This is a genomic window from Streptomyces sp. RGM 3693 (assembly GCF_050471125.1).
In the GTDB taxonomy this organism is placed as follows: Bacteria; Actinomycetota; Actinomycetes; order Streptomycetales; family Streptomycetaceae; genus Streptomyces.
On the sequence record NZ_JBMPPQ010000003.1, the window covers coordinates 722,155 to 741,452 of the forward strand.

The 19,298-nt window shown below is 70.4% G+C and carries 20 protein-coding genes and 1 pseudogene; 11 read left to right on the forward strand and 10 right to left on the reverse strand.

Translation table 11 applies throughout. The annotated features are described in order from the left end of the window. The first annotated feature begins 42 nt into the window (after positions 1-42). The 5 genes from ACO0M4_RS31900 to ACO0M4_RS31920 are packed head-to-tail and all read left to right on the forward strand — an operon-like array spanning position 43 to position 4,969. A complete protein-coding gene (locus ACO0M4_RS31900) occupies positions 43-558 on the forward strand; it encodes a hypothetical protein (RefSeq protein ID WP_430374554.1) in 516 nt (171 codons plus the stop codon). Between the two features lies 1 nt (position 559). After that, positions 560-1,459 (forward strand): dihydroorotate dehydrogenase, encoded by a 900-nt coding sequence (locus ACO0M4_RS31905; RefSeq protein ID WP_430374555.1) that lies wholly within the window; start codon positions 560-562, stop codon positions 1,457-1,459. Continuing rightward, on the forward strand, positions 1,456-2,238 hold the full coding sequence (locus tag ACO0M4_RS31910; RefSeq protein ID WP_430374556.1) for a creatininase family protein: 783 nt from the start codon (positions 1,456-1,458) through the stop codon (positions 2,236-2,238). The genes ACO0M4_RS31905 and ACO0M4_RS31910 overlap by 4 nt, the downstream gene beginning before the upstream one ends. Then, a complete protein-coding gene (locus tag ACO0M4_RS31915) occupies positions 2,235-3,530 on the forward strand; it encodes a hypothetical protein (RefSeq protein WP_430374557.1) in 1,296 nt (431 codons plus the stop codon). Before ACO0M4_RS31910 ends, ACO0M4_RS31915 begins: the two co-directional genes overlap by 4 nt. Further along, positions 3,527-4,969 (forward strand): MFS transporter, encoded by a 1,443-nt coding sequence (locus ACO0M4_RS31920; protein ID WP_430374558.1) that lies wholly within the window; start codon positions 3,527-3,529, stop codon positions 4,967-4,969. The genes ACO0M4_RS31915 and ACO0M4_RS31920 overlap by 4 nt, the downstream gene beginning before the upstream one ends. A gap of 74 nt (positions 4,970-5,043) precedes the next feature. Here the strand turns inward: ACO0M4_RS31920 and ACO0M4_RS31925 are convergent, their stop codons facing one another. After that, on the reverse strand, positions 5,044-5,559 hold the full coding sequence (locus tag ACO0M4_RS31925) for a TetR-like C-terminal domain-containing protein (protein WP_430375336.1): 516 nt from the start codon (positions 5,557-5,559) through the stop codon (positions 5,044-5,046). A 245-nt stretch (positions 5,560-5,804) separates the two neighbouring features. Between ACO0M4_RS31925 and ACO0M4_RS31930 the strand changes: the two genes are divergently transcribed. The 4 genes from ACO0M4_RS31930 (at position 5,805) to ACO0M4_RS31945 (ending at position 8,139) form a co-directional block, all read left to right on the forward strand. After that, positions 5,805-6,419 carry a CatB-related O-acetyltransferase gene (locus ACO0M4_RS31930; protein WP_430375337.1) on the forward strand — a complete coding sequence of 205 codons (615 nt, stop codon included), beginning with the start codon at positions 5,805-5,807 and terminating at the stop codon, positions 6,417-6,419. Between the two features lie 282 nt (positions 6,420-6,701). Next, complete coding sequence (locus ACO0M4_RS31935) at positions 6,702-7,310, forward strand: TetR/AcrR family transcriptional regulator (RefSeq protein WP_430374559.1); 609 nt, start codon at positions 6,702-6,704, stop codon at positions 7,308-7,310. A gap of 64 nt (positions 7,311-7,374) precedes the next feature. After that, positions 7,375-7,806, forward strand: coding sequence for a methyltransferase domain-containing protein (locus ACO0M4_RS31940; protein ID WP_430374560.1), 432 nt, complete (start codon positions 7,375-7,377; stop codon positions 7,804-7,806). A 132-nt stretch (positions 7,807-7,938) separates the two neighbouring features. After that, on the forward strand, positions 7,939-8,139 hold the full coding sequence (locus ACO0M4_RS31945) for a hypothetical protein (RefSeq protein ID WP_430374561.1): 201 nt from the start codon (positions 7,939-7,941) through the stop codon (positions 8,137-8,139). Between the two features lie 60 nt (positions 8,140-8,199). Here the strand turns inward: ACO0M4_RS31945 and ACO0M4_RS31950 are convergent. Continuing rightward, positions 8,200-9,201: pseudogene (locus ACO0M4_RS31950) on the reverse strand (extracellular catalytic domain type 1 short-chain-length polyhydroxyalkanoate depolymerase); the annotation flags it as partial. Positions 9,202-9,552: 351 nt separating this feature from the next. On the opposite strand from ACO0M4_RS31950, the gene ACO0M4_RS31955 reads away from it, so the two are divergent. Then, positions 9,553-10,380, forward strand: coding sequence for a 3-hydroxybutyrate dehydrogenase (locus tag ACO0M4_RS31955; RefSeq protein WP_430374562.1), 828 nt, complete (start codon positions 9,553-9,555; stop codon positions 10,378-10,380). A 301-nt stretch (positions 10,381-10,681) separates the two neighbouring features. On the opposite strand, the gene ACO0M4_RS31960 is transcribed toward ACO0M4_RS31955, so the two are convergent. The 7 genes from ACO0M4_RS31960 to ACO0M4_RS31990 form a co-directional block, all read right to left on the reverse strand. Beyond that, the gene (locus ACO0M4_RS31960; protein WP_430374563.1) at positions 10,682-12,412 is read right to left on the reverse strand and encodes a DEAD/DEAH box helicase; all 1,731 of its coding nucleotides are present in this window, start codon (positions 12,410-12,412) and stop codon (positions 10,682-10,684) included. Between the two features lie 87 nt (positions 12,413-12,499). Next, positions 12,500-12,703 carry a cold-shock protein gene (locus tag ACO0M4_RS31965; RefSeq protein ID WP_390718617.1) on the reverse strand — a complete coding sequence of 68 codons (204 nt, stop codon included), beginning with the start codon at positions 12,701-12,703 and terminating at the stop codon, positions 12,500-12,502. A gap of 464 nt (positions 12,704-13,167) precedes the next feature. Further along, positions 13,168-13,950: a tRNA-dependent cyclodipeptide synthase gene (locus ACO0M4_RS31970; RefSeq protein ID WP_430374564.1), complete on the reverse strand. Its 783-nt coding sequence runs from the start codon at positions 13,948-13,950 to the stop codon at positions 13,168-13,170. Between the two features lie 30 nt (positions 13,951-13,980). Further along, positions 13,981-14,307 carry a DUF6092 family protein gene (locus ACO0M4_RS31975; protein ID WP_430374565.1) on the reverse strand — a complete coding sequence of 109 codons (327 nt, stop codon included), beginning with the start codon at positions 14,305-14,307 and terminating at the stop codon, positions 13,981-13,983. Then, on the reverse strand, positions 14,264-14,797 hold the full coding sequence (locus ACO0M4_RS31980; protein WP_430374566.1) for a nitroreductase family protein: 534 nt from the start codon (positions 14,795-14,797) through the stop codon (positions 14,264-14,266). Before ACO0M4_RS31980 ends, ACO0M4_RS31975 begins: the two co-directional genes overlap by 44 nt. Positions 14,798-14,859: 62 nt before the next feature. Then, the gene (locus tag ACO0M4_RS31985) at positions 14,860-15,135 is read right to left on the reverse strand and encodes a hypothetical protein (protein WP_430374567.1); all 276 of its coding nucleotides are present in this window, start codon (positions 15,133-15,135) and stop codon (positions 14,860-14,862) included. Further along, positions 15,093-15,509 (reverse strand): hypothetical protein, encoded by a 417-nt coding sequence (locus tag ACO0M4_RS31990; protein ID WP_430374568.1) that lies wholly within the window; start codon positions 15,507-15,509, stop codon positions 15,093-15,095. The genes ACO0M4_RS31985 and ACO0M4_RS31990 overlap by 43 nt, the downstream gene beginning before the upstream one ends. Positions 15,510-16,862: 1,353 nt before the next feature. On the opposite strand from ACO0M4_RS31990, the gene ACO0M4_RS31995 reads away from it, so the two are divergent. Further along, positions 16,863-17,621 (forward strand): AfsR/SARP family transcriptional regulator, encoded by a 759-nt coding sequence (locus ACO0M4_RS31995; RefSeq protein ID WP_430374569.1) that lies wholly within the window; start codon positions 16,863-16,865, stop codon positions 17,619-17,621. An 89-nt stretch (positions 17,622-17,710) separates the two neighbouring features. On the opposite strand, the gene ACO0M4_RS32000 is transcribed toward ACO0M4_RS31995, so the two are convergent. Continuing rightward, the gene (locus ACO0M4_RS32000) at positions 17,711-18,889 is read right to left on the reverse strand and encodes a molybdopterin molybdotransferase MoeA (RefSeq protein WP_430375339.1); all 1,179 of its coding nucleotides are present in this window, start codon (positions 18,887-18,889) and stop codon (positions 17,711-17,713) included. Positions 18,890-19,298 lie beyond the last annotated feature (409 nt).

The following is a 19,298-nucleotide window of genomic DNA, read 5'->3' on the forward strand; positions in this document are numbered from 1 at the left end:
CACGGTCGTCGGCAGAATCTTTCGAAGGAACCGCGAAAAGTCATGAGTGTCACCCCGGACGCCTTGCGTGGCGTCACCCTGTTTGTCGGCGGCCCGATCCAGCACGCCTTGGTACCCGGCGGAATGGCAGCGCCGATCCGCGAATACGTGAGCCTGACCATCGACCAGTCGCAACGGGCCGGCGCCACTGTGCTCTCCGCACACGTGGCAGAGCGGTTCGGCGCCGACACCGCTTCGTTCACCCCCGAAGAGGTGTCCGTGCGCGACTACGCGTGGATGCGCGAGTGCGATGTGTTCGTGCCGGTCCTGCCGGTGCTCGACGGCACCCTGCTGCGCACGGACGGTACACACATCGAATTGGGGTGGGCCAGCGCGCTGGGCCGCCCCATCGTGGGCATCACCGACCAACCCTTCGCCGAGTCGGCCAGCCACCTGCTCAAGGGGCTCGCCCAGGTCGCCGCCGCCACGTTCCTCTCCGCCGCGGAGATCGCCACCGAACCGGCACTATTGGTCGACGGCGTACTAGCGGCGCTGGGCCGGACCAGGACGGCCGTCTGACATGGCGGCCACGACACATGTGCTGGGGATGGACCTGGCCAATCCGGTCGTGGTCGGTTCCGGCCTGCTCACCGACCAGGAACGCAACATCCGCAGACTGCTGAACTCCGGCGCAGGCGCGGTCATCACCAAAACCATCCACCCCAACCCGCCAACCGGCCTGGACGAGCGCATCATCCGGCTGCCCACCGGAATGATCAACAGCACCACCTACTCCAAGCGGTCCGTCGACCGCTGGATGGGCATCCTGCGCGACCTGGCACGGGACCGGCTGCCGGTCATCGCGTCGCTGCACGCCGACAGCCCCACGGAACTGGCCGAGTTGGCCGCCCAGGTGGAGGCCGCGGGCTGCCGGGCACTGGAGCTCGGCATCTCCTGCCTCAATGAGACGGACGGCCTCGACGACACTCCCGAGCGGGTGCACGCCTACACCGCGGCTGCCCGCGCCGCGACGCGGGTGCCGTTCTCGGTCAAACTGGCCAGCGGCGAGGGCCTCCACGCCCGGGCGTTCGCCGCCGCCCGGGCCGGCGCGGACGCGGTGACCATCAGCGACACCCTGCCCGCCGTCGCCGTACACCCGGAGTCCGGCGACCTCCGCCTCGGCGGTGTCTTCGGCTACTCCGGACCAGGCATCAAGCCGCTCGTACTGGCCTCACTGTGGAAGCTGTGCAGAGCCGGGTTCCCGCTGCCCCTGCTGGGCTCCGGCGGCGTGCAGTCGGGCCGGGACGTCCAGGACTACCTGCGGGTCGGCGCGGTGGCGGCCCAGGTGTACACCGCACTGCACACCGACATGAGCCCCACGCTCGCCCGGATCGTCGCCGAGGCCACCGAACTGCGCACCACCGACCACGGCTCCGAACCCGCCACCGGAGCGGACCGATCAGGCCAGGTGCGGTCATGACGCCCCGGTCGGCCGGGCCGCACCTGTGCGACCTGAGCAGTGCCGAGATCCTGGCGGCCACCGCCGGGCAGACCCTGGCGTGGCCAGTGGGGTCCATCGAACAGCACGGTCCGCACCTGCCGCTGTCCGTGGACACCCTCCTGGCCGACGCCTTCGCCCAGCAGATCGCCTACGAGCTGAACGCCCTGACCCTGCCGGCGCAGTCCATCGCGGCGCGGTCGTTGCCGCAGAGCGGGGGCGGACTGGCCTTTCCCGGCACCGTCCACGTGCGGGGCCAGTCCCTGCTGGCCTTCCTGGAGGACGCGCTGGAGTCGTTGTGCGCCCTGCCGTGGCGCCGGTTGCTGATCGTCAACGGCCACTTCGAGAACGAACCGTTCCTGTTCGAGGCCCTCGACGAGGTAGGGCGACGGCCAGCGGCCGCGGGCAAGGAGTTCATCGCACTGAGCTGGTGGAGCCTGGTCGACACCGACTGGCTGGCCGGACGGGTGCCGCTCTTTCCGGGGTGGCACGCCGAGCACGCGGGCATCACCGAGACCAGCCTGATGCTCTACCTCCGACCGGACCTGGTCTCGGCCGCGCGGCCCGACCACGCCGACCCGCCGCGCCCGGGGGTCTACCTGCACCCCGTCGACGTGAACCGCACGACCAACCAAGGTGTCCTGTCGAACACTTCGGACGCCACCGCAGCCCTGGGCAAGGACCTCTTCTGGCACGTGGTCTCGGCCGCCGTCGCCCTGGTGTCCGAGGGCAACGGACTGCTGCGCGAGGAGAAGACATGACCACACCCACCCTCTGCGTGAGCAACGCCGTCGACACCCTGCGCGACTTCGCGGTCCGCGCCGACGGCGTCGACGCGTTGCTGTCGGAGTGCTACGCCCAGCAGGACCAGGCGCTGTTCTGGGGGCCGTTGGACAAGATGCTCATCACCTACGAGCCGATCGGAGACCTGGACTGGCAACGGAAGTTCCTGGAGCTCAACGGCGTGGTGAACCTCAGCCCGGCGGGCAGCACCGGCTCGCTGTTCGCCGACACGCTGGCCGACCCCGGGCTGATGGCCGCCGTGGCCGCCCACGCGGGGCCGGGCCGCCGGCTCCGGCTGATCCCGCACACGACCACCTCCGACCTGTGGCGGTTCACCGAGGTCCTGCGCACCCGGTACGGCGTGGCGGTCGAGTTGCCGGAGAGCCCGCCACAGCAGGGTTTGCGCGACCTGTTGGACACCAAGACCGGCCTGCGCGACCTGGCCACCGACCTCGGCATGACCGACGGGCCCTGCCGCATCCCGCCCGGTACGCACTGCTCCGGGAAGGCCGAGGTGCCGGCGGCGGTGCGGGACATGCTCGCGACGGGCACGCCGTGCATCGTCAAGGCGGACCGCGGGGAGGCGAGCCTCGGTCTGCTGATCTTCCGGCCGGGCGACGACGACATCGCCGAACGCTTGGCCGCGAGCGAGTTCTACGGCGAAGATCCGGTGGTGGTCGAGGAGTTCCTCGACGGCGACATCGCCTTCCCGTCCGTGGAGTACATGGTGCCCGTGGACGCCCCGCCCCACCTGTGCTACACGACCGACATGCTGTTCGAGGGCGCCACCCACCTGCGCGGCAACGTCACCGCACGGGAATTGCGTGACCGATGGTGGTACCGCCCGCTGACCGAGGGCGGACTCCGGCTGGCCGAGGAGATGCAACGGCGCGGCTACCGGGGGCGCTTCGGCATCGACGCGATCGCCCGCGACGACGTCGTCTACATGCACGACCTCAACGCCCGTCGCACCGGCTCGAGCCATGTGCACGAATTCGGCGAGCACCTCATCGGCCCCGGCTACCTCGACACCCACGCGGTCGGCAACTACGACTTCTACGGACTGCCGGCCGGACTGGATCTGCCGGAAGTGCTGCGCCGGCTCGGACGGCTGGTGGCCTCGCCCCGGCACGCCGAACGGGGTGTCGTCCCCACCGAGCTGACGGATCTGCGAACTGGCAGACTGAGCTGCATGTTCTACGCCTCAAGCCTGGCCGAGCTGGACGATCTGATCATCAGAGTCAGGGCGGCTCTGGGCCCCGACCAGTGACCAGCACGCTGCCTGTGGTCGGGGCCCGGCGCTGGCTGGTGCTGACCGTGGTGCTGTGGTGCTTCCTGCCCGCGGCCATCGACGTCACCATCCTCACCATCACCGTCCCGACCCTCGCCCACGAGCTGCACGCGTCCCCGCCCGAACTGCTGTGGACAGTGGACGTGTACTCGCTCCTGATGGTCGGACTGGTGCTGGTGAGCGGGCCGTTGGGCGACCGGATCGGACACCAGCGGTTGCTGCTGGCCGGTTTGGCGGTCTTCAGTGCGGCCTCGGTACTGTGCGCGATGGCATCGGGGCCGCTGACCCTGATCGGTGCCCGGGCGCTGCTGGCGGTCGGTGCTTCGATGATCATCCCGGCCACGCTGGCGCTCATCCGGCAGACGTTCGGCGACGGCCGCGACCACGCGGTGGCCATCGGGGCGTGGAGTGCGGTCGCCGCCGGAGCCTCCGCGCTGGGGCCGGTGGTGGGCGGCTTCCTGCTCCAGCATTTCTGGTGGGGCTCGATCTTCCTGGTCAACCTGCCGGTCGTGGCGCTGGCCATGCCCGCTGTGGCGCTGCTGCTGCGCAACAAGGTCGAGGCCGAGCGGCAACCCTGGGAGGCCACCTCGCCCGTCCTCTCGGTCGTGGGGTTCCTGGGCAGTGCCTACGCCATCATCACCTTCACCCACGACGGCGTCGGACCGCTGGAGGTGGCATTGCCGGCCGTGGTGGGCCTGACCGCACTGATCCTGTTCGTACGACGGCAGCAGCGCGCGCCGCACCCGATGTTGGACCTGTCGCTGTTCCGGCTGCCCGGGCTGCGTGCCGGAGTGGTGGCCTCGGTGCTGCCGGTACTGGTGATGGTCGGCTTCGAACTCCAACTGGTGCAGTACCTCCAGTTCGTCGAGGGACTGTCGGCGGAGGCCGCCGCGCTGTACCTGATCCCGATGCCGGTGGCCGCGATGGTGGCGGGCCCGGTGGGCGGAATGGTCCTCTCGCGGGTGGGCCAACCGCGTGCGGACGTGCCCGCCGGCCTGCTGCTCGCGGTGACCGGGTACGTCCTGGTCGCTTCCGGCACGGTGGTCCCGCTCGGCTTGGCCCTGATCGGGTTCGGCCACGGTCTGGTCCAAATGGTCGCCTCGAACCTGATCATGGCCACCGCACCGTCCTCCCAGGCGGGTGCGGCGGCAGGCATCGAGTCCGTCTCCTACGAGGCCGGCGCCGGCCTGGGAATCGCCATCTTCGGCACGGTCACCGCGGTGGCCTACCGCGCGCTCCTCCCCCCGGGCACGTCGACGTCCCCGCTGGAAGCAGGCACCTCCCCGGAAACGGCTCGGGCATTCGCCGAGGCGTTCCACACCACCACATGGCTGGCCGCCGCCCTCACCCTGGCCACGATCTTCCTGGCCACCCCGAAATCACCGGCAACCCACGCTCCGTCCGGGCAACCTGAGTAAATGCCCGTCTTCGACCGAGGTTTTCGCCCTGCGCGTGGAGCGAGAAGCCGTCTGGCCAGCAGGGGAAGTGCCACTCAGGCATCGTCCGCTGACGGCGGCTCGACGAAGGCCCCGGCGGCTGCGGCGAGGGCGGCGGTTCTGGCTGCCTGGCCGGGCAGTTGCGGATCGGCGGGGGTGCGCAGGAGCACCAGCTGGTGGTACAGCGGCGCGGTGGCGGCGATGAGCAGGTGCCGAGCGTTGGTGGACGGTGGGAGTTCGCCGCGCCGGACGGCCCGGCCGACGATGATCTCGCAGCGGGCGTAGCGGTCCTCCCAGAGCCGCTGTTGGGCCTGGGCGGCTTTCTCGGCGCGGAACGAGGCGGCGATCAGCGCTACCACGATCGGTGGCTGTGCGGTCAGGGCTGCCTGGATCTCCTGGTTCAGTTCGGCCAGATCGCCTTCCAGCGAGCCGGTGTCCGGTGGCTGCCAGTCGTCGTCGCTCGCCGCGTCGAGGACGTCGGCGAGCAGGCCGCCGACGTCCCCCCAGCGCCGGTACACCGTGGTGCGGTGCACGCCGGCGCGGGCGGCGACGGAGTCGGTGAAGTGATCGATACTCTTCCGTAGCGTTCGCCCGGCCGCGCGGCCCGGAGGCCGCGACGGCCGGCGCTGACGAGCCGGGCACGGCCGAGTAACGGCGACGGCAACGGCAACGGCAACGGCAGACGCCCTTCGGCCGTGCAGGCGACTGCGACGTCCGCCACCACGCGCCACGGCCCTCCAGCCCCGCAGACATCCCTTCAGAAAGGAAGCAATTCGTGACCCCGCCCGTTCCCGCCGACCCGACCGTGGTACATCCGATGCCCGAGCAGCCGCGGGTGGTGCTGCTGAAGCCGCTGATCACCTCGCCGCTGATCGAGGTCGGGGAGTTCTCCTACTACGACGATCCCGATGACCCGACCGCCTTCGAGACCCGCAACGTGCTGTACCACTATGGGCCGGAGAAGCTGGTCATCGGGAAGTTCTGCGCGCTGGGCGAGGGTGTGCGGTTCATCATGAACGGCGCCAACCACCGCATGGACGGCCCCTCGACGTTCCCGTTCCCCATCATGGGCGGTTCCTGGTCCGAGCACTTCGACCTGATCACCGGCCTGACTGGACGCGGCGACACCGTGGTGGGCCATGACGTCTGGTTCGGCTACCGGTCCATGGTGATGCCCGGCGTCCGCATCGGCCACGGAGCCATCATCGCCTCCGGCTCCGTTGTCGTCGACGACGTCCCCGACTACGGCATCGTCGGCGGCAACCCCGCCCGCCTCATCCGCCGCCGCCACAGCGACGCCGACATCAACCGCCTCCTCGCGCTGGCCTGGTGGGACTGGCCGCTCCAGCACATCACCGAAAAAGTCCGCACCATCATGTCCGGCAGCATCGACGACCTGGAGAACGCGGCGCCCGCGCTCCCGCAACCGTGATCCACTCGCGCGCCAGCGCGTCAGCGTTCCCAAGTTCGCGTCAGAGTCCAAGAGTTGGGCATTCACGTCATCAGCATGCCTGCTTCGCCCCACGACAACCCGTTCACCGACTGGCTTCGCACCCACGCCGTCCCCCTCACCCACCTGGGATGACTGGGATGACCCGGGTGACCACACGCGGAAATCGCCCGATGTCGCGCCCGTCCAGACCCGACAAGCCGGCAAATGTATTATGTCAACCGTATTGGAAAGAACTCGCGGAGCAGCCCGGAGACGCCGACTATGCCCAAGCAGGTGGATCACCGCGAACGCCGCGAAGCGATCGCCCGAGCGCTGTGGCGCGTGGTGGAACAGCGCGGCGTCGCGCATCTCTCCCTGCGCGAGGTCGCACGGGAAGCAGGCATGTCCCACGGACAGTTGCAGCACTACTTCGCCTCCCGGGAGGCAATGCTGACCTTCGCCGTGGACTTCGCGGCCGAGCAGACCACCTCGCGCGTCGACCGCGGCCTGGCGGAGCTCGGTGACCGGCCGCACCCCCGCGACGTCCTACGGGTGATGCTCACCGAGATGCTCCCGTTGCATCCGGACGCTCGCGCGACCAGCCGGATGAGCGCCGCCTACGTCCTGGAGGCCCTGCACGACGAGCACATCCACGCGCGGGCGCGGCACGGGATCTCCCAAGGACGCGCTGCCGTCGAGCAGTTGGTGCGCCAGGCAATCGCCGAGGGGCACATCCCAGCGGACCGCGACCCGGTGGCCGAGACCAATCTGCTGCTCGCGCTCACCGGCTTCACCACCCTCATCGAACTGGACGTGGTCGGCCCCCAGGACACCCTCATCGCCATCGATCTGCACCTGGACCGGCTGTTCACCCACAGCGCCGCCCCATGACCTCGCGCAAGCCTCGGCGGGAGCGGCCACGGGAACTGCTTGACTGATGTCTATGACCTCACCCATGTTCGAAACCGCGAAGCCCGACCAGATCAGCTATCTCGACCGGCTCGCCGCGAGCGATCTCGGCCGCTCTTACAAGCAGCGCATGCTCGACGAGTTGGAGATCTGTGCCGGCCAGACGGTATTGGACCTCGGGTGTGGTCCCGGTACCGATCTCGGAACCCTCGTCGAGGCGACCACCGCGACGGGCAGCGTGCTCGGTTTCGACCGCGACCAGGCCATGGTCGACGCGGCCCGGGCACGCACCGCCGGCCAACCCGTGGTGGACGTCCGGCTGGGCGACGTCCACGATCTGGCACTGCCCGACCAGTCCGCTGACCGCGCGCGCACCGACCGGGTGCTTCAGCACGTCGCCGATCCCGGCCTGGCGCTCGCCGAGATCCGCCGGGTCCTGCGGCCGGGCGGGCGCCTCGTCATGGGCGAGCCCGACTGAGAGACCCTGACCGTCGACCACCCCGATGGGGCCCTGACGCGTGCCTACACCCACCACGTCGCCGACGAGGTGGTACGTAATGCGGGGATCGGCAGGCAGCTTGCCCGCCTGGCGACCGCAGCCGGATTCGCGGTGCCTGCGGTCATTCCCCTCACGTCGGTCTTCCGTGACGTCCGGGTCGCCGACCAGGTCCTCGGCCTGGAACGCACCACACGCCGCGCGGTCGCCGCCGGCTACTTCACCGAGGACGCGGCAGAACGCTGGCTGGCCCACCTCACCCAGGGGCCGTTCCTCGCGGCGGTGACGTTCTACCTCGTGGTGGCCGAGGCGTGAACGCCCCTACCGCGTCGGCCTCACCCCGCTGCGCTCCATGCGCGGGGTGCGCGAGGGCGCATCCAGCCCGAAGAACGTCGCCGTGTAGTAGCTGGAGCAGAGGGAGTTGAAGTAGTAGGTGCCGGTGGTCCCGCACTGGTCGGTGCCGGATCCGGGGCTGACGGCAAGGGCGTGGGGCATGCCGGATACCGAGTAGACCTCGACGGCCGGCCGGCCGTTGGCGTCGTCGTAGGTGCTCCGGGTGGTGCCGCCGGGGAGGCTCCAGGTGCTCGACGGTGTCTGGCTGATGCCCCAGACGTTGGTCCACTGGTCCCTCAGCTCGGTGGCGTTCACCGGGCGGACGGTGAGATCGGCGGTGCCTTGCCAGACCGCCACGCGCGGCCAGGGGCCGGTGAAACCGGGGTGGGCGTTGCGGACCTTGTCGCCCCACTGGGCGGGCGTGAGGTACTGGTCGCTGAGCTGGCAGCCGGATGCCTGGATCACACTGGTGGCGCAGTGGGCGGGCAGTCCGGCGTCGACCGAGCCGGCGGCGAAGACGTCAGGGTAGTCGGCGAGCAGGTCGGCGGTCATGCCCCCGCCAGCCGACAGCCCGGTGACGAAGACCCGGTGGGAGTCGGAGCCGTGTTGCGCCGAGGCGTGTTGGACCATCTGGACGATGGACGCCGCCTCGCCGTGGCCCCGGGTGTCCTTGGCGGCGTCGAACCAACTGAAGCACAACAGTGGGTTGTTGGCCGAGGTGGTCTGCGGGAAGACGAGCGCGAAGCCGTACAGGTCGGCGTACTTGGACCAACCGGAGTGCGCGTAGTAGTCGTCGGCGCTCTGCGTGCAACCGTGCAGGGCGACGACGAGGGGCGCGCCCGGCGGGAGGTCGGCCGGTGCGTACTCGTACATCTGCAGGTTGCCCGGGTTCGGGCCGAAGTCGGTGACTTGCCGGAACGTCCCGGCTGCCGCCGCGGCGGTGGGGACGCTCGGGGAGAAGACGCTCAGGCACGCGGCGACGAGGCCGAGGACGACGGCGAGCGTGCGGCGGGTGCGATGACTGTGCCGTGTGGTCAGGTGCATGGTGGCTCCTGGAGGTGGGGACGGTCGGCGCACCGTCGGGCATCGATTTCGCATCCCCTCGCGCAGGATGCCGCCGCGGGCGCCGCTTCGCCTGCTGGTGCCGGACGTTACGAGCCGAGGCCGCGGGCGGATATGGGCCGGGTGCCCACGGTCTTCGGTCGGATGTGGCGTCGGGCCCCATTGCGCCGCTGCCGGGCGGGTGGGGGTGGCGGCCGGAGCGCTACGAGGCGGTCCCGACGGCATACGGTTCCCACGGCGGCCCCGGTATGGCGGTCACGCCCACTCCCGCGCACAGGAAAGTGTGGTGCGCTCCCATGTGCCGAGGATCGCGTCGTTCCTATCGTTTCGGTCATGCAAAGTAGCCACAGCCCCGATGAAGGGCCGTACACGGCGGGCGATCCGCGCGACGTCGTCGATCAAGTAGCGGTTGGTGCCCGGTTCCTGGCCGGCCGGACCGCCATGGTCACCGGAGCGGCCAGCGGCATCGGGCGGGCCTGTGCGGTGGCACTCTCGGCCGCGGGGGCCTACGTCCGCGTGGTGGACCGTACCGAGGAGGCGACCGAACGGCTCGCCGAGGCGATCGGTGGCACCGCCCACATCGTCGACCTGTCCGTTCCGGACGCCGTGGACACGCTCCCCGATGACGCCGACGTGGTGGTCAACAACGCGGGTCTGCAACACGTGGCCGCCGTCCACGAATTCCCGCCGGACCTCTTCGGTCTGATGCAACGGGTCATGGTGGAGGCCCCCTTCCGCATCCTGCGCCGCACCCTGCCACAGATGTACGGGCGCGCATGGGGACGGGTGATCAACATGTCCTCCGTCCACGGATTGCGCGCCAGTCCCTACAAGTCGGCTTACGTGGCGGCCAAGCACGCGCTGGAGGGCCTGAGCAAGGTCGTCGCCCTCGAAGGCGCCGAGCACGGGGTGACCAGCAACTGCATCAATCCGGGCTATGTGCGTACCCCATTGGTCGAGCAGCAGATCGCCACCCAGGCCCGCGCCCACGGGATCCCCGAAGAAGAGGTGGTGGCACGCGTGATGCTGGACCGCACGGCGATCAAGCGCCTGATCGAGCCCGACGAAGTGGCGCGGGCCGTACTGTGGCTGTGCTCCCCGCCGGCCGGCTGCATCACCGGCACGTCCCTCCCCCTCGACGGTGGTTGGACCGCACGCTGACCCCTGACTGGTCTTCGACCGCGCCGACGACGGCGTGCCGCACGACCGGTTGCCGACGCGCCTGGGAATCCCCAACAACCCCCGCACGGAACGCTGTTGGGACCTTCTCGCCGCCCCCAGGGTGACGCGACGGCGCGCCGGCACGGCCCGCCGCCGCCACTGGACGGACTCCACGAGCCGGCCCCGGCGAACGGAAAAGCCAGGTGACCGTGGCCAGGAAGAGCCCGGCCACGGTCACCCAGGAAATGCTCCAGCGCAGGCACCCGCAGTCATCCACGGGGCGCACGCTGCCCGATGCCGACTAGGACGCGGAGGTGCGACGGCCACCTCGGCGGTCGGAGCCCCGGCCACCGGCGCCGTTGCCGGCAGCGCCGCCAGCGGCCCCGCCGGCTGCCGTACGTCGGCCGGATCGGCGGACGCCCTTGCCGGCGGCGGCGCCGGCCGCTGCCCCGGCCGCGGCCCGACGGTCCGAGCCCCGGCCGCCCGCGGCGGCGGCGCCTCCAGTGGACCCGCCTGCTCCCGCCCGGCGGGAAGAACTGCGCCCGCCGGTGGCGGAAGCGCCACCGGCCGTCGCCGCCCCGGCCGCGGCCCGGCGGTCGGAGCCCCGGCCCGCCGTCCCGGTGGGGGCAGCCTTCGCCGCTCCGGCCCCGCCACCGCTCCGGCGTCGGCGGCCGGACCGCCCACCGCCCTCGGTGCCGGGCTTCCGCTCCGAGCGCGCCGGCGTCGCCGGCTGGGGGATCTCGATGGTGACGGCCACACCGGAGGGCTCGCGGGCGCCGGTGATGGTGGACAGTTCCGCGTCGCTCGACGTGATGCGGGCCGTCCGCGGACGGATGCCCGCGGCCGACATGAGCTGGGTGACGTCCCGCTTCTGGTTGGGCAGGACCAGCGTGACCACGCTGCCGGAACCACCGGCGCGGGCCGTACGCCCTCCCCGGTGGAGGTAGTCCTTGTGGTCGGTGGGGGGATCGACGTTGACGACGAGGTCGAGATCGTCGACGTGGATGCCCCGGGCCGCGACGTTCGTCGCCACCAACGCGGTGACCTGGCCGTTCTTGAACTGTTCCAGGGTGCGGTTCCGCTGCGGCTGGGAACGACCGCCGTGCAGTGCCGCCGCTCGCACACCGACGGCCAGGAGCCGCTTGGCGAGCCGGTCGGCGGACCGCTTGGTGTCGAGGAAGAGGATGACCCGACCGTCACGGGCCGCGATACGCGTGGTGACGGCCTTCTTGTCGGTCTCGTCCAGGATGTGGAGCACGTGGTGCTCCATGGTGGTCACCGCTCCCGCGGACGGGTCCACGGAGTGCACCACGGGGTCGGTCAGGAACCGCTGCACCAGGCGGTCGATGTTGCGGTCCAGAGTGGCCGAGAAGAGCATGCGCTGGCCGTCGGGCCGCACGTTCTCGATCACCTTGGTGATCTGCGGAAGGAAGCCCATGTCGGTCATCTGGTCGGCTTCGTCCAGCACCGTGATGCGTACGCCGTCGAGCCGGCAGTCCCCGCGTTCCACGAGGTCGTTGAGCCGGCCGGGAGTCGCCACGAGCACCTCGACACCGCGGCGGAGCGCACCGGCCTGCTTCATGATCGACAGCCCTCCGACCACAGTGGTCAGCCGGAGGTTCACCGCCGTCGCGTAGGGCGTCAACGCGTCCGCCACCTGCTGGGCGAGTTCACGGGTGGGCACCAGCACGAGGGCGAGCGGAGCCTTGGGCTCCGCCCGCAGTCCGGCCGTACGGGCCAGGAGCGCCAATCCGAACGCGAGGGTCTTGCCGGAGCCGGTGCGTCCACGCCCCAGCAGGTCACGACCGGCGAGCGAGTTGGGCAGCGTGGCGGCCTGGATGGGGAAGGGAGTGGTCACTCCTTGTGCGGTGAGGGTCTTGAGCAACCCCGCAGGCATGTCCAGACCGGCGAAGTCCTCGACGGCGGGAAGTGCGGGTGTCGTGCTTTCCGGCAGCCGGAATTCCCTCGGCAACGACGCGGACGGCGAGGGCGACGAGGCGCGCCGGTTCGACTTCTGGGACCTGCGGGACATGCAGTTATTTGCCTTCCTGGAAACAGCACAAACCGGGGTCCGCACCATGGCGGTGCGGACCCCGGTAAGCGGATACGCGTCCGGCGATTAGGCGGGGACGATGTTCTCCGCCTGCGGGCCCTTCTGGCCCTGCGTCACGTCGAAGGAGACCCGCTGGCCCTCCTGGAGCTCACGGAAGCCCTGGGACTGGATGTTCGAGTAGTGCGCGAAGACGTCGGGGCCGCCGCCGTCCTGCTGGATGAAGCCGAAACCCTTTTCGGCGTTGAACCACTTCACGATTCCCTGTGCCATAACCGTCTCCTTCTGGTAGGCAGAGGCCCCATCCGGAGAAGCCGGGAAAACAACTAATGCGCCTGAGGGAGAAACATTTCCGTCAGGCGCACATAGGTTCATGGGTACCACAACTGCAACTCAGAAACCGTAGCACAGCTCGACGGCCGTGGTGAAACCACGATCGTGATGTGCGCCTCACCTCAGCCTACGCACACGCTCTGGAGCCCGAACCGCCCGCCGGCGGCCCCGAGATGTGACCGAGCGGCCCCAGTTGGTGACTGGTGGTGACTGTTCGGCCTGTGACTGTGCGGACGGTAGCAGCCGCAGGCAGACCAGGCAGGAGCCGAGGCTCGTCAGTGCCTGGGACGGGACGTTCCAGGCACTGACGAGCGGACGTGGGATTGAAGGGGCATCGCCGGCAGGGGCGGGTCCGCCCCCGGAAGTCGAGGCTTCCGGGGGCGGGCACGTTCATCTGCTGGCGGCTACGACATCGGGGCGGTCCGGTTCAGCAGGTCGGGTTCAGCGGGGTCGCCGAGGTGTTCGGCGCGGGTGCTGGTGGGGGGTGCGACGACGACGTAGCCCTGCCCCGGGGCTGCGCGGAAGCCGGTCTGTCGGCCCGCCAGGTAGTCGGTGACGGGTGTTCTGAGGTGGTAGAGGAGGGTGGAGGACGGGACGTCGAAGATGGCCGGGGAGTCGATGAAGAGCGGGGCCTCGGCGGTGACGTAGTGGAGGCCGGCGGTCAGGTGGGCCTCGGTGGTGGGCATGCCTGTGGCGGCGTGCGACTGGGTGCGGTGGTTGGCCACCTGGCGCACCATGCGGTCGCAGGCCGCGTAGAAGTCACGGTCGGTGACGAGGGCTTGCTCGATCCGGTTGCGGACGGACTGGTATGCCGGGAGGGGCGTGACCTCGGACAGGGCCCGGACCCGGAAACGTTTCGCCTCGGGGCCGAGCCGTTCCAGGGAACGCCGGATCCGGCGGCGGACGTCCTTGAGCGTGCTGCGCACCGAACGGGCGGCGCGCTCGGGGGTGTGGCCGTCCGCGACCAGCATGTCGTCCATGTGCATGTCGACGTAGACCACGTCGATTTCGGTGAAGTGTTCGCCCGCCCAGCACAGCAGCGCGGTCAGGCGGTCCTGGTTGAAGTAGCTGTTTCCCCCGCTGATCCCGATGAGCGCGTGATCACCGCGCTTCCAGATGAGCCGGCAGTCCTCGCTGAGCGGTTCCGCGCGCAGGGTGCTGGCGCCTGCCAGTAATTCGGGTTCCATGCCGTGTGTTCCTGGTCTCTTCGGGCCCGCTCAGGCGGGCTTCTCTGTGCCTTGGAGCGCGACGGCCATCTGTAGGCATGCCTCGTCCAGGAGCCCGGCGAGGTCAACGTCGTCGCCTCCCATGGGGGCGAACATGAAGTCGTCCAGGCGGCTGCGCACGGCGGCCAGTTCGGGGCTGACCGGGCCGTCTTCTTCCAGGATGTGCAGCACCCGGCGGGCGGCGTCGGTGCAGCGGAACGCGCCGTAGTCCGGCGGCTCGTCCAGCAGTCCGCGGCCGCTGCTCAGCAGATAGACCGCCAACAGGGCGAGTTCCTCACGCAGCCTGTCCTGCGGCGTCCTGGTGTCCCCAGATGTCATAGCTGATCACCTCGCTCTTGTCTCGGCGTTGGGAGGGCGTGGTCTGGTGCGCGGGATGACCGATGGGGACCGTCAGCATCGGTTCGATGAAGGGCGGGAGGCCCAGCAGCAGGCGGACCGCGTCCTCGCGGAAGCTGCCGACCGGGCAGCCGCCGAGGTTCAACGCGTGGGCGGAGAGCAGCAGGTTCTCCACCGCCATGGCCACGCAGAGCTTGGCGGTCTCGTAGATCTTCTGCGAGACCTCGGCGGAGACCCCGGTCATCCGGCGCTTGTCGACGCAGGCGACGACGATGAGGGCGGGGCTGCCGATGATGCCTGGGGCGAACGCCCGCAGCCGCCGGACCCGCGCGGGGTCGCGTACCACGACGAAGGACCAGGCTTGTTTGTTGGACGCGGTCGGGGCCGCCAGCATGCCGGTGAGCATCTGCTCGACCAGGGCGTCGTCGACGGGTTTTGCCGCGTAATTGCGCAACACGGTGCGCGAGCACATGACTCGCAGGATCTCCGGGAGGGTTCCCGGAGAATCGCCGGCAGACATGTCTTTCCCTTCTCTCACTGGTTGTCCCGGCCTGTTGGGCCGGCGGTGGGATACGCCGTACGGGGTGGTGTCGTGCGTGTCGCGGTGAGGATGAGGAACGTTCTCGGTTCCGCCTGGCGGCGGAGCGTCAGACCGGCCTCGGCGAGGGCGGTGGCGCGGGCATCGGGGTGGTAGCTCCGTATGCCGAGGCACTCGTCGATCGCGGTGGGGCAATGCCGGTGGACGGGGTCCGGTGCGGGCCGGAGGGTCAGTGCGGCGAAGGTGCCGCCGGGGCGCGGGCGCCGGTCCACCTGGTGGGGCGGGGCGGCGCGGTGCTGTCGTCTGTGGTCGCCGACGGGGGTGGGGGCAGCTCGTGGCGGCCGAGTCCGGCGGTCAGCGCGCCGTCCATCGTGGCACCGGCATGGGCTAGCAGGGGGCGGGTGTCCTTGTTCCGGAAGCTCGTGCCGGTGACGTCGTCGAGCCGGGCGGCCCGGACGTGGTCGGTGGCGGCGCGCTCGGCCGGGTGAGGCGTCGCCTTGCGCTCCCGTGCCGCCGCGGGCGCGGTCGGCCTGCCCGCCGCCCGTACGGAACGTGCCGGACGTCCCAACGCGTCCTGGAGCCCGGCCTCGCGAGCGCGGCGCAACGCTGCGGACTCCGGGGCGCCTTCACCCTGGGATTCCCGCACGTGTCTGTGTCTCGCCAACAGTCCCCACATCCCCCGTCCCCATCCCCCATTCCGCGTCGTCCGGACAGTCCGGTCGACACCCGCTGATCGTGGTGGGCCGGACTTGAAGATCGGCTGAGTTTGGACTGAGCGTGGGCAGTGTTTCGGCTGTGCCGGTGCGGCGGGGCGGGTGGCGGTCGGCAGGTGAGCCGTTCCTGCCTGGTCTCCCGCGGCCCGCGCAGCGCATGGGGCGTGGGGTGCCGGGCACGGCCGGGTGGGGCGTGAGCCGCTGGTCGGAGTCCGGGACGGCGGGCAGTGCGCAGTCCGGTTCCAGGGGCCGGCGACGAGGTGGGGCGGCGCGCGGTCATGGCGCGGTTGGCACCGGTCTCGTGGCGTTCCCGCAAGGCGGCGAACTCGCCACTGTTCCGGGTGAACACGGCACACAGCGGGGGGAGTTGGCGTGAGGTCCGGCGCTTGGTGGAGTCGGATGTCCAGCCGGCCGCGGTGTACCGGACGTACCGGGACTTGACCGGTCGGCCGGGGCGCAGCTCTGCGCGGTGGGCACTGGATCACGCCGACGACTGCTGCTGACCGGCTGGTGCGGGCGCGATCGCGCTATGGCCCGCGGGGAGAGGAGGAAGTGTCGGGGGGAAATACTGGCATCGCCGATACGGTCTCTGTCGCCCCCGGAAGGCCGTTGACATGTCGTTTGCGATTCTCGTGGCGACGGCTGGACCACGTCCTCATAACGCAGCTGGGGCGAATGCCCGCGCCAGGGGGCTTTACCGGTAAGGCGGATAGTGACGACCGCGATTACCCGCCGACCGCTGTCCCGGGAGGGTTTGCGGAACTCGCGGTGGGGCGGGGAACGGCAAATCGCTCCATGCGTTGACGGCGACCGCGTCCAGGGCGTGGTCGGGTCGGCTGTGAATGCGGGGCGAGCCCGGGCACGTTCTGATACCGAGTGCCGGTCCGTGTCCCGGCGGCCGGCCAGCGGGCCGCCTCGCTATCCGTCGCGTACGTCGCACCGGCCGGCGGTACCAGCGAAAAACCGACCCGCGGGGCCGGAAAGCGTCGGATAGCGGCCACACCGGCCGCCACGGGAAAATGTCCGGCGGAATACTTCCCGGTGAATACCGACTCCGCGAACTCGACGACATGGCACGTCAGATCCGCGTTAAGTCCGTACGGGCACCGACCCTTGAGTCCTTCAACCGCAGGGGAAGTCAAGCGCAATACTGTAAAGCGTAGGTAAAGAACTGCTGCGGCACTTGACTCCGCCATGTCGCAATGGGCAACAATGTGCAATCAACACCTATGGGGACATTCTTCTCTTGAGCGGGGGAGTAAATGAAATTCTCTATTCTGGGCCCGGTGCGCGTCTCTTCCGATCTGATCGAGCTGAAACCACCGGCGCACAAGGTAAGGCAGATCCTTGCGCTCTTCCTCCTCAATGAATCACACTACATTTCCATTCCCTCCCTCACCCGCGAGCTGTGGTCTTATGAACCGCCGAAAAGCGCGGTCGCCACTACGCAGACCTACATCGTGCAATTGCGTAAATTATTAGCGGCCGGCCTTGGCATTTCCTCCACCGAGGTGAGTAAGAAAGTCCTGGAGACCAGTGGGACCAGTTACCGCTTGGAGATTCCGGCGGGCTCCCTGGATCTACACGAATACCGGCTTTCACTGGCCCGGGCCGAGGCCGCCGTCACGGCCGGTATGGACCAGGAAGCGGTGGAACTCTGGGAACACGCGGAAAGGCTCTGGCGCGGCGATGCGATCGCCGATGTGGAACACGGCCCACTGTTGCGGGCGGAGGCGGCGTCCCTGCGCCAGTCGCGCCTGTCGGCCAAGGAACGCCGGATCGACGCCCAACTGCGCCTCGGTCTGCACCACCCCTCGCTGGCCGAACTCGCCGGCCTGGTCCAGGCCCACCCGTTCGAGGAGGGGCTGCATGCGAAGTTCATGCTGGCCCTCTACCGCAGCGGCCACCGGGGCCGTGCGTTGCAGGTCTACCACGACCTGCGCAAGTCCATGGTCGGCGAACTGGGCGTGGAACCCTCCCCCTCGGTGCAGCGGCTCCTCCGGGAGATCCTCGCCAGCGACATCTCGCTGGAGCTGACGCCCTGACCGCGGGCGCCGCGCCGCTGGAGCGGCTCGGTGCTGCGGGGGCCCGGGACCGCGCGTAGGCGGCCGGGTTCGGGGCGGAGCGGGGCGGTTCACGGGCCGGGTACCGCCAGGACCTCGGTGGTGGCGCCCGCGGCGAGACCGCCCGGCGGGACCACCGCGAGGCCGTCGGCAAGCGCCAGTCCCCGCAACATGGCCGGGCCGTCGAAGGCGATCGGCACCACCGCGCCCTCGGCGAGCCGCACCGGCAGCAGCCGCGTGTCGCCGGGGTGCCCCGGCAGGGCGGCAGCGGTGACGCGGCGCGCCGTCCGGTCGCGGTGTCCCCCCAGGCACCCCAGCAGCGGAGCCGCCAGGGTCACGGTGCCGGCCACGGCGGCCAGCGGGTTGCCAGGCAACCCCACCAAGAGCCTGGGCCGATCGTCGGCCGTGGGCGGCAGTTCGGCGAGCAGCATGGGGTGACCGGGGCGTACCGCGACGGAGTCAACCAGGAGACGGGCACCCGTCTCAGCGAGCGCCGTGTGCAGGAAGTCCACGGGCCCCGCGGCGGTGCTACCGGTCGTGACCACGACATCGGCGAGGGAACGGCGCATCGCGGCGCACAGCGGCCCGAGTTCGTCGGCCACCCGGCGCGCGCCGATCACTTCGGCGCCGCCGCGGCGCAGCCAGGGGGCAAGCAGCGGGCCCAGCGCGTCGCGCACCCGCCCCTCGCGTGGCACGCCGTGGTCCAGCAACTCGTCGCCGAGCAGCAGGAGTTCCACGGTCGGGCGCCGGTGTACCGCCAGCCGGTCGTACCCCGTGGCCGCCGCCAGGCCCAGCACGGCCGGCGTGACCGTCGTACCCGCCGGGAGGAGCGGTTCACCGGTACGGCACTCCTGGCCGCGCGGCCGGATGTCGCGCCCCGGATTCAGCGGGCCCGGCGAGCGGTGGTGCAGCACGCCGTCCGGTGTCGCGGACTCCCCGTGCTCGCGGCGGAGTACGGCGGTCGCGCCGGGCGGCAGCACGGCTCCGGTGGCGAGGGGAACGGCGGTACCGGGGAGCAGCGGTGCGGGCTGCTCCCCGGCCAGTACGCCGCCGCCGAGCAGCCGCCACGGCCCCGGTCCGGCAACGGCCCAGCCGTCCATCGCGGAGGTGTCGAACGGCGGCAGGTCGGTGCGGGCCGTCAACGGTTCGGCCAGGGCGTGGCCGAGGGCCTGTGAGAGTCCGCGGTGGACCCGCGCGAGCGGCCGTCCGGCGCTGTCCCGCGCGATCGCCCGTGCCTGCTCCCACGGCATGGCCGGCGCCGGGCCGGCCGGTCCGCGCGGGGGGCCGTCGAAGGGTGTCACGTCGGCGCTCCGTGTCCGCACTGCATTCACCTCTCGCGCAGTTGGGGTTCCGGGCGCCCCGCGGCGTGCGGCGGACGCACCGGCGCGTCCGCGGCACTGGTCCGGGGTCGTGGGGCGGCTCCGGTCGTGGCGACCCGCACGCCGATGGTCGGGAGTCGTGGCGCGGCGTGCGGTGTCCTCGATTCCGCCGGTCGCGCGGACCGGCCTCCGCCGTCACCAGCGCCATTCCGGCAAGCACCACATTCCATTCGGGCCCCATCATCGGCGCATTCGGCAACGGAAGTCAAAAAGAATTTCCAGATCCCTCGATAAACGAAATATTTCGCGCCACGGATCGGCGAAACCCCAGTGGGTTTGA